Here is a 12,668-nt window from a genome sequence, read left to right on the forward strand (position 1 = left end):
CGAGGGCGGTCGGCCACACGGGCCATCCGCCGCGGCGCGCACGGAAGGTCGAAGGCCATCCTGCTGCGGTGAAACCAGGACCACGTGAGCACCGCGAGCACGATGCCGAGGAACAGCCTCCACTGCACCTCGACGCTGCCGAGCCCGACGACGCTCAGCTGCGACTGCTCGGGCAGCATCAGCGACTTGATGCCGCCGCCCAAGAACGTGTCTCGCCAGGGTCCGGCGGCCCCGTACACCAGCCAGTACAGGGCGATGAAGTTCATCAGCAGCCTCGTGACGATCTCGTTGACGCCGAGGCAGGCGCGCGCGAACGCCGGGCCCAGCATCCAGACCGCGCCGCCCGACGGCGGCGGCGACGCGCTCGACGAGAGCCTGACCACCCGCAAGCTCGCGCCCGCCTCTCGCACCGCCTCCCATGCCTGCGGGCGGCAGCTCGCCGCGCTCACGCCGAAGCTCGCCGTCGACGACCCGCTCGTCGAGCAGTTCGCGCGGCACGTCCGGATGCGCGAGACGGACGGCAACCTGGCGATCGTCTCCGGCACCCTCGCGCGAGCACTGGGCATCTCCGAGCCCGACGCGGTGCTGCTCGAGGTGCGCGGCGCCGCGGTTGCCCTGCTGTCGGCCGCCGTCCGCCTGGGCGTGCTCGCGCCGACGGCGGCTCAGGTGGCGCTCGCATGGCTCGCGCCGGCACTCGCGACCGCCGCCGGCGCGGCAGGTGAACTGCCGCTCGAGGAGACCCATTCGACCGCGCCGGAGCTCGAGCTGTACGCGCTGGCGCACGCGCGTGCGGACGCGCGCCTGTTCGTCACGTGATGCGGGCCGCTCGACGCGTTCGGTCTTGAACGTCGCGCGTGGCAGTGAGCACCCGCGCCTGTCGGCACGTCAGCTGCGTGACAAGGCGTGCGCCATACAGGCGATCCGCCGTCTGTCGTGGAGATCGTTGCGGCGTTGGCCCTGGTCAACGCCGCTGTTCGTGGCTACCGTCGCGGGTGTGCAGCAGAACAGGATGGACAACGCGGAGCACGCGCCCTTCCGCCTGGACGGCCGTGTCGCCCTGGTGACGGGCGCTGCCTCCGGGATCGGGGCGGCGACCGCACGCGCCCTGGCCCGCAACGGCGCCGACCTCGCGCTCGGCTGGTACGCGCAGGACCCCCACGAGATCGACGGGGTCGTTGCGGACGTCGAGGCCCTGGGACGTCGTGCTCTGGCGATCGAGGGCGATGTCGCCGACACCGCGGCGGTCGAGGCGACCGTCAGCCGAGCCGCTGACGAGCTGGGCCGGCTCGACATCGTCGTCGCGAACGCCGCGATCGCGCGCGCCACTGACAGCGCCGAGCTCTCCGACGACGAGTGGTCCCGGGTCCTCGACGTGGATCTCGCCGGGGTGTTCCGTTGCTTTCGCGCGGCGATCCCGCACATGCGGCGCGCCGGCTGGGGTCGGCTCCTGGCCACGAGCTCGGTGTCCGGCACCTCCGTCGGCTGGAGCCGGCACGCCCACTACTCCGCCGCGAAGGCCGGGATCGCCGGAATGGTGAAGGCGCTGGCCGTGGAGCTGGCGCCCACCGGCATCACCGTCAACGCCTTGGCGCCCGGGATCATCGTCACCGCGCAATCCCTGGATCCGGTGTCCTCCCTCGGGCCCGACGGGCTCGCGGAGATCGTGAACCGCATCCCGGCGCGACGCAACGGCGAGCCCGAGGACATCGCCAACGTCTTCGCCTTCCTGGCCAGCGAGGAGAGCGCCTACCTCACCGGTCAGACGATCGTCGTCGACGGTGGATTCACGATCACGCTCGACTGACCTCGCGGCCATGATCGCCGAGCGGCGGTCCGTCGACTCAGCGCGGGTCACGGACGTCTGGCCGCTGAGCTGATCCTGGCGGTCGACGCGGATCCGGGAGCCCGCGCTCATTCCGCGCGCACCCTTCGGTGAGCTGAACCCGTGGCGACGCAGATCGTCCGGCACGAGCGCGCCTTCGGGACTCGAGCTCGGCCGGAAGATGCATATCCCACCCCATTGGCTTCGGGCGCCGGCGACAGGACTCTATGTGACAACCGCCGAGCTGGGTGACACACGCCGTCACGGGTCGGTCGAGTAGCCGTCGGCCTTCAGACAGCGAGCGGACATCGACGCTTTTGGCGCCAGCGTTCACCGCCGGGCGGGAGCGCAGCCGTGAACTCTGCCCGGCATCCGAATGGAGGAACCATGAACGTCGAGGCGATCGCCCCGATGCCGCACTCTCGCCTGGCCTGGAGGCTGACCGATCTCCGTGCGCGACGCCACCGCCGGCGCCTGGACCGCGCGCTCGCGGCCGGACAAGATCCCTGGACCAGTGGCGAGCTCGTGACGCGCGCCGCAGAGCTGACCGCCTTGCCGACACGGCGAAAGCTCGCCCACGCGATCGCCGACATGATCGTCATCGCCGACCACACCGGGCACGTTGCGTCCGCGGTCACATACAGCGACGTGTGCCGAGCGCCGATTCGCGAAGAGCGCGACAGGCTCGTCGACCTGGCGCACCTGCTCCATGGCACGGCCCCCGTCCCCGTCGCGTGCGTCGCGGCGGCCGCAGGCGTGCTCTGGCACGACGCCGATGCCTTGCGCGACCCGGCCCATGCCGCGGACGCCCTCGAACATGGACTGAACCGCTGCTTCGACGTGATCCGGCACTCAGCGCCCACCGGACTTGACCGCTACGCGGAGTAGTTGCGCCACCAGACTTGACCGCTACGCGGAGTAGTAGCGGTGTCGATGTCCGCTTGGCGTGGACAGCGTCGGCCCGGACCGCATTCACCGATCGGCGGGACCGCGAGGCCGCTGTCGGCTCAGGAAGCGTGCGGGCTCAATCGTTGAAGAAGCGCCCTTCCTGCACCTCGGCGACGTAGCCGGCGCGGATCGCGAAATCGCCGAATCGCTCACCGGGGCTGCGGTCGCGCGCGTAGTGCCCGAGCGTCTCGTCGAGCGCCTCGAGGATCGCGGGCTCGCCGACGTTCTCGAGGTACATCTTGTTCAGGCGCTCGCCGTGGAAGCCTCCGCCCAGATAGAGGTTGTACTTCCCCGGAGCGCGACCGGTCAGGCCGATCTCGGCGATGTACGGCCGCGCGCAGCCGTTCGGGCAGCCCGTCATGCGGATCGTGATCGGGTCGTCACGCAGGCCGTGGGCGTCGAGGATGGTCTCGACCTTGGTGAGGAGGTCGGGCAGGTAGCGCTCGCTCTCGGCCATCGCCAGGCCGCAGGTCGGCAGCGCGACGCACGCCATCGAGTTCAGGCGCAGCCCGCTGCGGCCGCGTTCGGACTCGTCGAGACCGTGCGCGCGCAGCAGCTCCTCGATGGCGGGACGATCCGCCGCGGCGATGTCCGCGATGATGAGGCTCTGGTTGGGCGTGAGCCGGAACGTGCCGTCGTGAACCTGCGCGATGGCGCGCAGCCCGTCGAGCATCGGACGCTCCGGCGTGTTCACGACCCGGCCGTTCTCGATGAACAGGGTGCAGTGCTCGCGCCCGTCGTCGCCCGTCGTCCAGCCGAGCGGGTCGCCGTTCGAGGTGAACGTGTAGGGCTTCGCCGGCCCCAGCGCGCGCCCCAACCGCTCCTCGATCTCGGCGGTGATCCAGTCGAGTCCCTTGTCGTCGATGGTGTACTTGAAGCGGGCGCGCGACCGGTCGACCCGGTCGCCGTAGTCGCGCTGGACCGACATCACCGCGTCGATGGTCTCCAGGAGCTGGTCGGCGTCGATGTAGCCGATGACGCTGGCCAGACGCGGGTAGGTCTGGGGCGCCTGGTCGGTGCGTCCGAGGCCGCCGCCGATGGCCACGTTGAAGCCCTTCAGCCGGCCGCCGTCCGCGATGGCGATGAAGCCGAGGTCCTGGCTGTAGACGTCGATGTCGTTGCTGGGCGGGATCGCGAAGCCGATCTTGAACTTCCGCGGCATATACGTGCGGCCGTAGAACGGCTCCTCCGGGCCCTTGGTCTCCTTGCGCTCCTCGCCGTACCAGATCTCGCCGTAGGCGCCCGTCTTGTGGACGGCGTGGTCGCTCGCCTGCTTGGCGAGCTCGTAGACCTGACCGTGCAGGTCTGACAGGTTCGGGTTGACCGCGCACATCACACCGCGGGTGTCGTCCCCGCAGGCCGCCTTGGTGTCGAGGAGCACGTCGCGCAGGCCCTGCATGACCGTCCGTAGGTCGTGCTTGGAGACGCGGTGCAGCTGGAAGGTCTGGCGCGTGGTCAGGCGCAGCGTCTCGCCGGCGTGCGCGCGTGCCAGCTCGTCGAGCTTCAGCCACTGGCTCGGACTGCACACCCCACCCGGCAGACGCAGGCGCGCCATGAAGGAGTACGCGGGCTCGAGCTTCTGGCGGCGGCGCTCGTCGCGCACGTCACGGTCGTCCTGCTGGTAGAGCCCGAAGAACTTCATCAGCTTGGCATCGCTCGCCTCCACCGACGCGGTGATCTCATCGGCCAGGCTCTCCTGGATCGTGCCGCGCAGGTAGTCGCTCTCGGCCTTCAACGTCTCGTCCGGCCCGAGCCGGTCGAGCGGCTGGGACAGGTCGTGGCTGCGGTCAGGCTGGGTCTTCGAGCTCACGGTTCCGTTCTCAATACACGTCGAGGAGATAGCGGCGATCGCGCTTGAGCGCCGCGAGGTACGCGTTGGCCCCGTCGCGGTCGAGACCGCCGTGCTCGGCGACGATGCCGACGAGCGCGGCGTGGACGTCGGGCGCCATCCGTTCCGCGTCGCCGCAGACGTAGAGCCTCGCGCCGTCCTCCAGCCACGCGTAGACGTCGCGGCCCTGCCGAACCAGACGATCCTGGACGTAGGTCTTGGGCTGCGCGTCGCGGGAGAACGCGAGATCCAGGCGGCTCAGCACCCCGCTGCGGTGCAGGTCCTGCCATTCGACCTGGTAGATGAAGTCGCTGCGGAAGTTGCGCTCGCCGAAGAACAGCCAGGACCGGCCCGTGACGCCGCGCGCCTCGCGCTCCTGCATGAACGCGCGGTAGGGCGCGACGCCGGTCCCCGCGCCGATCATCACGATCGGCGTGTCGTCGTCGGGCAGCCGGAAGTGGTCGTTGCTCTGGACGTAGACCGGGACCGTGGCGTCTTCGTCGGTGCGCCGGGCCAGGCAGCCGGAGGCGACGCCGGTGCGCGGTAGGTCGTGCAGCAGGTAGCGCACCGTGCTGACCGTGAGATGCGCCTCCTCCGGTGCCGCGGCAAGGCTCGAGGCGATCGAGTACAGGCGCGGCTGCAACGGCCGCAGACCTGCGACGAACACGTCTGGGTCGATGCCCCCCACGCGAAAGCGGCTGACGAGATCGAGGATGTGGTGCCCGCGCAAGAAGGCTGCTCGTTCCTTGGTGCGATCGGCCGCGCACAACGCCTGCAGTTCCGCCGCCCCGGTGAGCTGCGCCCAATGCTCGAGGAAGCGCGGCGTCGCGGCGGTGATCTCGAACGTGCCCGCCAGCGCCTCGCCCAGGGTGGTCGTCTCCTGCTTGACCGCGACCGGTGCGTCGGCCGCCAGCTCGAGCCGCTGCAGGAGCGTCTCGACGAGCGCCGGGTCGTTGCGCGGGACGACGCCCAGTGCGTCGCCCGGCTCGTAGGTCAGCCCCGAGTCCTCGAGCGACAGCTCGACGTGGCGTGTCTCCTTCGTCGAGCCGCGGCCGGTCAACACGATGTTCTCGAGGACGGCCGCCTCGAACGGGTGCTTCTTGCTGAACGCCACCGGCGCGGGCGCTCCGCCGTTGCGCGCCGAAGGGGAACCGCCGTTGCGCGCCGAAGGGGAACCGCCGTTGCGCGCCGGCGAGCCGTCCGCCCCCGGCGACTGCCCGAGGGTGCCGACGACCGCCGCGATCCACGCCGCGGCGGCGTCCTCGTAGTCGACGTCGCAGTCCACGCGGTCGGCCAGGCGCTGCGCACCGAGCTCGGCCAGCCGCTCGTCGATCCGCTTCCCCGCGGAGCAGTAGTGCTCGTACGTCGAATCGCCGAGCGCGAGGACCGCGAAGCGCACCTCCGGCAGCTTCGGCGCCTTGCGGCCCTCGAGGAACTCGAAGAAGTCCATGGCCGTCTGCGGCGGATCGCCCTCACCGTGCGTGCTGGTGACGACGAGCAGGTCCTGCTCATCCCTGAGCGTGCGCAGCTTGTAGTCGGCCATGTCGACGAGCCGCGGCTCGAGCCCCTGGGCCGTGGCGGCTTCGGCCAACGACGTGGCCAGCTCCTTGCCGTTCCCGGTCTCGCTGCCGAACAGGATCGTGACCAGCCGCGAATCCAGCTCGGCCTCGCCCGGCAACCACGTCCCGGCATCGTCGTCGAACCCGATCGCCGCGCGGTGCGCCATTCCCGCGAAGAAGCCGCTGGCCCAGATCGCCTGTTCGCGATCGAGCGAGGTCGCGAGCCCGTTGATCTGCTCCAGTTGATCTGCGGTGAGTATCGAATCTGACAGCTGCGACGCCATGCGTATGCTCATCCAACTTCCGGGCCCAACGTCCGATCCCGTGTCGGCGCGGGCCCTGTTCGTCTTGCCGGGATGTCGTGGCACGATACACGCAAACCCGGATCAGCAATTGCCTAAATGCTCCGGGCGAGCACGAAGCCGGGTGAGCAGCAAGGATCTCGACCCGACCGGACTCCCGGAGTACGATGACGTGACTGAGCGCGGTGTGATCGTCGGTGACGACGGCCTGCCGAGATGGGCGGGACTTCCGTCGACCAGCGCGAGCACCAAGGAGCGCCCGTTACCTACATCGGTGCCCCGATTCGTCGTGCGCGTCCCCCTCAAGACCGAGACCGATGCCTTTCGAGTGGCGATGGCCCTCGCGGTGGTTGGCGGTACCTCGATTCTGGTCGGCTGGCTGACCTCGCGGGCGTATGGCGTGGTTCTCTTTGCCGCCGGGGTCGTGGCCGGCGTGATCTTCGAGCTCGCGGGACGGGAGATCGACCGCGGTTCCGCGCTGCAGGAGGCCGCAAGTGGTCCCCATCCTCACGGCGCGAGCGGCGAGGAGCGCCACATCCTCGTGGTGGCGAGCGTGACGCTGGCTGGTGACGAACTCGCCGGCGAGCTGGCGGCGAGGGGCGAAGGCAGGGTCGAGCTTGACGTGCTCGCGCCAATCCTCGCCTCGCGCTCGCATTACTGGGCCTCGGATGTCGACCGCGAACGCGAGGAAGCACGCCGGCGCCTCCAGGCGTCGTTGGCATGGGCGGCCGAGCACGGCATTCCGGCGAAGGGGGAGGTCGGCGACCCCGATGCGCTTGCCGCGATCGAGGACGAGCTTCGCGACTTCGGCGCCGACGAAGTCGTCATCGCCACGCATCCTGGAGAGCGCACGAGCTGGCTCGCCGGCCACATGCTCGCGCACCTCCGACGCGAACTCGACGTCCCGGTGCGAGAGATCGTCGTGGGCGACGACCGCCAACGCTCACCGATAGCGCCGGGGTCCCCCGCGAAGTAGGATCGGATACGTGGCCAGCGAGCCCGGGCGTCTTCGTCATCGCCTGACCGTCGCGCTCATCGCGGGCGGCCTCGTCGGCTTGGGCGGCGTGATCGGGATCGCCGCGAACGTGGGCACGGAGAAGAAGGTGACGACCGTCAACGCACCCACCACGGCTGCGGCTGCGCCGGTCGATCCGCACGTCGCAGCGGGCGCGCACGACTTCGTGCAGTTTGCGTGCGCCCAGTGTCACGGCGAGCAAGGCCGCGGCGGCATCGCGCCGGGGGTGCCGCCGCTCATCTCCGTCGCGAAGACGCTGACACCGCCGGAGTTGCGGTCGATCATCGACCACGGGCTCGGCGAATCGACCAACCCGACCAAGCCCTACATGCCGGTCTGGGGAGCCGTGATGTCAGAGACGCAAGTCTCCGACCTGATCGCGTACCTGCGCGCAGGACTGCCGCGCGTGCCGACGGCCGAGCCACCGCCGCTCCCCCAGCGCCAGGGAATCGCCGTGGAAGGGGCGGCGCTCTACGACCGCTACGGCTGCATCAACTGTCACGGCCCGAACGGACTTGGCGGCGTACCGAACCCGCAAGCGCCCGACAAGACGATCCCGCCGCTCTCCGGCGCCGATTTCCGGAAGGAGTTCAACACCGACGCGAAGATCACCGCGGTGATCCGCTCCGGCAGCGTGATCGGACGATCGCCAATCGTGAGCATGCCCCACTGGGGCGGGATCATCCGTGAGCAGCAACTACAGGCGCTCGTCGCCTACCTGAAGACGCTCAAGTAAGCAGGGAACTCGCCCCCTGGGAACCGGCGCGGCGAGATCCGTGTTCATGGTCTTGCGCTCGCACGACCAATTGAGGGAGAACAAGGCGTGCCTCCCTGACGAGAACCCCTCCCCGCCGCCCAGCACCCCGCCGCATCTACCCCCTTCGCCGCGGGCCGCTCGGCACAGCGTGTCGGTCAGGCCGGGAAGAGGGGCCAGCGGCGTGACGCAGCCGCCGATCCTGCCTGGCCCAGCAAGCACGTCGTCCTCGTGGTCGCGCACGCCCAGGACGACGACGCGCGCGGGGGCGGGAGGGCGGCCCGGACCCGGCGTAGCTCGTCGCCGCTGAGGTCGTCGAGCAGCAGGTCCGGATCCGTGGGACCGGTCCGCAGCGCGTCCCGCGCGGCGCGGCGCCGCCCGCGACCGCGAGCACGTTGGGTCACATCCAGCGCTCGCTGTCGAGAACACGACGATGCCGTGCGGCGCCGGCGGCATGCCGATGCCGCGATCGAAGGCGCGCCGGGGCGGGCTCTGTGCAACGCTCCGTGGCCGGTGAGCCGCATCCTGGTCGAGCGTGATGTGCCGTGCGCCATGCGCGACGGCTGCATGCTGCGCGCAAACGTGTTTCGGCCCGACGGCGACGGCCGTCATCCGGTTCTGGTCTTCCGGACGCCGTACGACAAGAACTTCGCGCAGATCACCTTCATGACGATGGATTCGTTTCGGGCGGTGGAGGCGGGCTACGTGGTGGTTCAGCAGGACGTTCGCGGGCGGTTCGCGTCCGAGGGAGACGTTCACGCGCCCTTTGTCGACGAGTTCGCCGACGGCCATGACACGGTTGAGTGGGCGGCGAGGCAGCCTTGGTCCAACGGTGCGGTCGGCGTGTACGGCACGTCGTACCACGGCTTCACGGCGTGGGCGGCGGCAGTCGAGGCGCCGCCGGCGCTCCGTACCATCGCGCCGAGCCAGGCGCCGAACGCCACGCACCGCGTCTTCTGGCGAGGAGGCGCCTTCCAGCTCGGCATGCACGCCAATTGGTCGGTCCGGGTGATCGGCCCGAACGCGCTGCTGCGGGCGGAGGCGAAGTCCGACCCAGGCGAGCGGATGGCGGCGTTCGCCGACCTCGTCGAGCACATGGACGACTTCGCGACGATGGCGAGCGCGCTTCCCCCGCGGTCGCTGCCGGCGGGTCGGCCCGACGATCCGTTTCTCCCGTACATCTACGACGTCTTCGAGCATCGGGCGCGCGGCGACGATTTCCACCGGCAGCGGTCGATCGAGGGCCGGCACGCGCAGATCGGCGTTCCCGCACTGATCATCGCGGGCTGGCACGACCCGTTGCTCGAGTCGGATCTCGCGCACTTCACTGCCATGCGGGCGAACGCCGCGACCCCGCAGGCTCGAGAGCACACGCGGCTGGTGGTCGGTCCATGGGTTCACGGCGCGGGGTTGCACATGAGTGCGGCGACCGAGGTGGACTTCGGTACGCGGGCCTCGGGGCTCGCCATGGATCTGCGTGAGGACCTGACGACGCTCCACCTGCGGTGGTTCGACCGCTGGTTGAAGGGTGCGCCGGCCGAGGACGAGGCGCCGGTGCGAATCTTCGTCATGGGGCGCAACCGTTGGCAGGACGAAACCGAGTGGCCGCCCGCGCGCGCCGTCGCGACGCGCTGGCACCTTCACTCCGACGCCGGGCTCTCGCCGCGGGCGCCCGATTCCGGCGCCCGCGCACGTACCTACGTCCACGACCCGGCCGACCCGGTGCCGACGATCGGCGGCGCCACGTTGCTGCCCCTTGACCACCGGCGGGGCTCCGCGTCACAGGCGGACCTGCTGACGCGCCCCGATGTGCTCGTGTTCACCTCCGAGGTCCTCGACCAGGCGCTCGAGGTGATCGGACGCGTCCGCGCCGAGCTGTGGGCCGCGACGAGCGCCCGCGACGCCGACTGGGTCATCAAGTTGTGCGACGTCCATCCGGACGGGCGCACGTTCAACGTCTGTGACGGGATAGTCCGCGCAAGCCTTCGCGACTCGTCGTGGGCCGCTCCGCGTCCGATCCAGCCATACGAACCGGTCCGCTACGAGATCGACCTGTTGTCGACCGCGATGGTGTTCGACGCGGGTCACCGTCTTTGCGTCCTCGTGATGTCGAGCGACTTCCCCCGCTATGACCGCAACCCGGGCACCGGCGAATGGTCCCTGGACGCCGACGGCCTTCTCGTCGCCGCCCAGCAGGTGTTCTGCGACGCGCAGCGTCCCTCGTTCGTCGAGCTACCGACGATCAACCGACGACGCTGATCGGCCCGCAGCCGGGGTTCGCGCCCGCCGACGCCGCTGTACTGCACGGATCACGCAATGGCCCCGCGGTAGGCGAGGCCGTCGCGAACCGCGTGAGTTCGCACTCGACGGCGGCTTCTTCCCGATCGGCGTCGCCGAGCAACTGCCCGGTCCCGAACGCGTCTTCGTCGCCGGTCGCCAATCGGCCGGCTCCAAACGCACCGACCGCCGCCTCGCCAAGTTCCGGGTCGGCATCGAGGGCCGCCTCAGCCATCTCAAGCGCCGCGACGGCCTCAAACGATCCCGACCCAAAGGTCACCGCGGCACGCTGACCTGGGCGGCCTGGGCGATCCTCGCCTACAACCTCGACACCCTCGCCCTCCCGGCCGCCTGACAGCATCTACCCGGCCCGCGACCACCCGCCCGGACCGTAACCCGATCCGCGCTCTTCACCCGAGGCGCGGCCGTTCTCACGTCGGCCAGTTATCCGGGCAAGTGACTATCGACGAGCGCCTCTTCGCGCAGTTCCATGCCTACGCGTCCGTGCCTGCTCCCGGGCTGGCGACGCTTGATCGGACTCCTACTGCTGGCGCTGCTCTCGGCTGATGCGGAAACGGGCCCTTCGGACCCCGCCGCTGCTACGGCGCGAACTGGAAGTGACCGGAGTACGTGAAGTCGGCGGGGCCGACCGGCTCGTACCGCGCCTGGCCGCTGAGGCCCGAGAGCCCACCGCTCGCGTGGTCGATGACGATCATGCCGCCGTTCTCGTCTCCGTGGAAGACGTACTCGAAGGTGCCGGTCCGGCCATCGACGGTCCCGGTGAAGAACCCGCGGCCGTGGAGGTTCGTCTTTCCCGACGGATGGATGACGGCCGAGTAGATTTCAACGGCCGTGCCCGCGAAGTTCCCGGTGAACACGACGTGGGCGGTCGCCTCGATCTTGGTGTTGCGTCCCGCCTGGCTGGAGGCGTCGACGACGTTGCTCACGACGTGGATCGCTCCGGCGGCGTCGCGCCGCGGCGCCGCGGAGGCGAGCCCGGCTCCGAGGACCATGGAAAGGAGCAGCCCGCAGACCAGCAGAACGGCTGTCCAACTGCGACGATGTCGCATCAGCGCCTCCCAAGCGGCGAATGGCTTGGTTCGAAGGTATCAAGAGTTCTGGGAGCGCTCCAGGGAGCGGTCGGACCCACGTTGGTCGTCAACGGCCAGTTCGGCGAGAACTTCACGGTTCAGGGCCTCCCGGATGATGGCGCTCCGCCGCGCGGGGCGGGAGGCGGACGAGGATGAGCAGCGGCGCCGTCGACGAGCAGCCGCGCGGTCAGCGGGACCCTCGACGCCGCCGCTGCCGCGAGCTACGCTCAGACCGAGAGACCGTTGAAGGGAGGGACGTCGTGCTGAATGTCGCAGACCGCGTGACCGCCGAGGCCGAGTCCGTCGATCGAGCTCCGCGGCGCGGAACAGTGCTCGCCGTACTGGGCGACGAGCAACACCCCCGGTACCGGATCAGCTGGGACGACGGCCACGAGTCGATCTACACGCCGTCGGCCGGCGCGCTGCACCCGAGCCGGTAGTCCGTCGGCACCGGTACGCGAACGGGGTGAAAGGAGGTAGATCGGGAGGGATTCAGGCACTTGGGCCTGAACGGCTCAGACGAACAGGGTTCGCGTGCGATTGTCGGCGTTTCGGCTCGCGGCGAGCCATCCGACGATCACAACGAGCGGCGGGTCCTCGCGGCGCATGCCGGACAGGTTGCGCTCGTCATACGGCGCCCAGTGGAGCACCACCCAGCGGTCGCACGGCAGCCACCGGGCGCCCGGCCGGCAAGCGCGTCGGAGTTCAATTCGGTCGTAGATGAGTTCGTGCAGCCAACTGCCGTAGGACGGCGGGGACAGGAAGTGAACCCGCATGGGAAGCAGCACTCTGCAGCAGCCGGCGGCTCGCTGCCGGTGGCAGCCGAAGTGAGCAGTGCCGCTCGGCCACACAGCGGATGCTGCCGAGGCTCCGCCCGAAGCGCTTGAGGCACTCCGACACGGCCTGCCGGCGGACTCGATCCTCAACGACCGCGCCCGTGCTCTGACCGCTCGGTGACGGCCTCTCGGCCCGATCGAGGCTGTGTTGGCTCGGCTACTGCTCACGGGTGCGGCGAGGTCACCGGCAGCGACACGAGCCTTTCGACTGAGCGCGACTGCTGTCGTGCGACGGC

The 12,668-nt window shown here is 70.1% G+C and carries 12 protein-coding genes; 7 read left to right on the forward strand and 5 right to left on the reverse strand.

Going from position 1 to position 12,668, the window contains the following annotated elements; genetic code table 11:
* The first annotated feature begins 84 nt into the window (after window positions 1-84).
* From DSM104329_RS17400 to DSM104329_RS17410, 3 genes are all read left to right on the forward strand, one after another.
* The gene (locus DSM104329_RS17400) at window positions 85-816 is read left to right on the forward strand and encodes an urease accessory UreF family protein (RefSeq protein ID WP_259311117.1); all 732 of its coding nucleotides are present in this window, start codon (window positions 85-87) and stop codon (window positions 814-816) included.
* The gene (locus tag DSM104329_RS17405) at window positions 788-1,804 is read left to right on the forward strand and encodes an SDR family NAD(P)-dependent oxidoreductase (protein WP_259311118.1); all 1,017 of its coding nucleotides are present in this window, start codon (window positions 788-790) and stop codon (window positions 1,802-1,804) included. Before DSM104329_RS17400 ends, DSM104329_RS17405 begins: the two co-directional genes overlap by 29 nt.
* 405 nt (window positions 1,805-2,209) lie before the next feature.
* Window positions 2,210-2,710 (forward strand): hypothetical protein, encoded by a 501-nt coding sequence (locus tag DSM104329_RS17410; RefSeq protein ID WP_259311119.1) that lies wholly within the window; start codon window positions 2,210-2,212, stop codon window positions 2,708-2,710.
* Window positions 2,711-2,846: 136 nt separating this feature from the next.
* Here DSM104329_RS17410 and DSM104329_RS17415 read toward each other — a convergent pair whose 3' ends face one another.
* Window positions 2,847-4,580, reverse strand: coding sequence for an NADPH-dependent assimilatory sulfite reductase hemoprotein subunit (locus DSM104329_RS17415; RefSeq protein WP_259311120.1), 1,734 nt, complete (start codon window positions 4,578-4,580; stop codon window positions 2,847-2,849).
* 10 nt (window positions 4,581-4,590) lie between these two features.
* The gene (locus tag DSM104329_RS17420; RefSeq protein WP_407655928.1) at window positions 4,591-6,441 is read right to left on the reverse strand and encodes an assimilatory sulfite reductase (NADPH) flavoprotein subunit; all 1,851 of its coding nucleotides are present in this window, start codon (window positions 6,439-6,441) and stop codon (window positions 4,591-4,593) included.
* 142 nt (window positions 6,442-6,583) lie between these two features.
* Here DSM104329_RS17420 and DSM104329_RS17425 point away from each other — a divergent pair, with 142 nt between their 5' ends.
* The 3 genes from DSM104329_RS17425 to DSM104329_RS17435 all read left to right on the forward strand — a co-directional run bounded on the left by DSM104329_RS17425 (window position 6,584) and on the right by DSM104329_RS17435 (window position 10,487).
* Window positions 6,584-7,435 (forward strand): hypothetical protein, encoded by an 852-nt coding sequence (locus DSM104329_RS17425; protein WP_259311122.1) that lies wholly within the window; start codon window positions 6,584-6,586, stop codon window positions 7,433-7,435.
* Between the two features lie 10 nt (window positions 7,436-7,445).
* On the forward strand, window positions 7,446-8,210 hold the full coding sequence (locus tag DSM104329_RS17430; RefSeq protein WP_259311123.1) for a c-type cytochrome: 765 nt from the start codon (window positions 7,446-7,448) through the stop codon (window positions 8,208-8,210).
* Window positions 8,211-8,741: 531 nt separating this feature from the next.
* On the forward strand, window positions 8,742-10,487 hold the full coding sequence (locus DSM104329_RS17435; protein WP_259311124.1) for a CocE/NonD family hydrolase: 1,746 nt from the start codon (window positions 8,742-8,744) through the stop codon (window positions 10,485-10,487).
* Here the strand turns inward: DSM104329_RS17435 and DSM104329_RS17440 are convergent.
* Window positions 10,471-10,785, reverse strand: coding sequence for a hypothetical protein (locus DSM104329_RS17440; RefSeq protein ID WP_259311125.1), 315 nt, complete (start codon window positions 10,783-10,785; stop codon window positions 10,471-10,473). The genes DSM104329_RS17435 and DSM104329_RS17440 overlap by 17 nt on opposite strands.
* A 319-nt stretch (window positions 10,786-11,104) precedes the next feature.
* Window positions 11,105-11,518, reverse strand: coding sequence for a DUF3224 domain-containing protein (locus DSM104329_RS17445; RefSeq protein ID WP_259311126.1), 414 nt, complete (start codon window positions 11,516-11,518; stop codon window positions 11,105-11,107).
* Window positions 11,519-11,856: 338 nt separating this feature from the next.
* Here DSM104329_RS17445 and DSM104329_RS17450 point away from each other — a divergent pair, with 338 nt between their 5' ends.
* Entirely contained in the window at window positions 11,857-12,036 is a 180-nt protein-coding gene (locus DSM104329_RS17450) for a DUF1918 domain-containing protein (protein WP_259311127.1), read from the forward strand.
* Window positions 12,037-12,111: 75 nt separating this feature from the next.
* On the opposite strand, the gene DSM104329_RS17455 is transcribed toward DSM104329_RS17450, so the two are convergent.
* Window positions 12,112-12,372 carry a hypothetical protein gene (locus DSM104329_RS17455; protein ID WP_259311128.1) on the reverse strand — a complete coding sequence of 87 codons (261 nt, stop codon included), beginning with the start codon at window positions 12,370-12,372 and terminating at the stop codon, window positions 12,112-12,114.
* Window positions 12,373-12,668 lie beyond the last annotated feature (296 nt).

This window comes from Capillimicrobium parvum (genome assembly GCF_021172045.1).
In the GTDB taxonomy this organism is placed as follows: Bacteria; Actinomycetota; Thermoleophilia; order Solirubrobacterales; family Solirubrobacteraceae; genus Capillimicrobium; species Capillimicrobium parvum.

What these genes read in the sequence shown, in the direction of transcription:
- DSM104329_RS17410 (WP_259311119.1), top strand. Translation starts at nt 2,210, where the DNA reads ATGAACGTCGAGGCGATCGCCCCGATGCCGCACTCTCGCCTGGCCTGG.
- DSM104329_RS17420 (WP_407655928.1), bottom strand. Translation starts at nt 6,441, where the DNA reads ATGGCGTCGCAGCTGTCAGATTCGATACTCACCGCAGATCAACTGGAG.
- DSM104329_RS17445 (WP_259311126.1), bottom strand. Translation starts at nt 11,518, where the DNA reads ATGGTCCTCGGAGCCGGGCTCGCCTCCGCGGCGCCGCGGCGCGACGCC.
- DSM104329_RS17455 (WP_259311128.1), bottom strand. Translation starts at nt 12,372, where the DNA reads ATGCGGGTTCACTTCCTGTCCCCGCCGTCCTACGGCAGTTGGCTGCAC.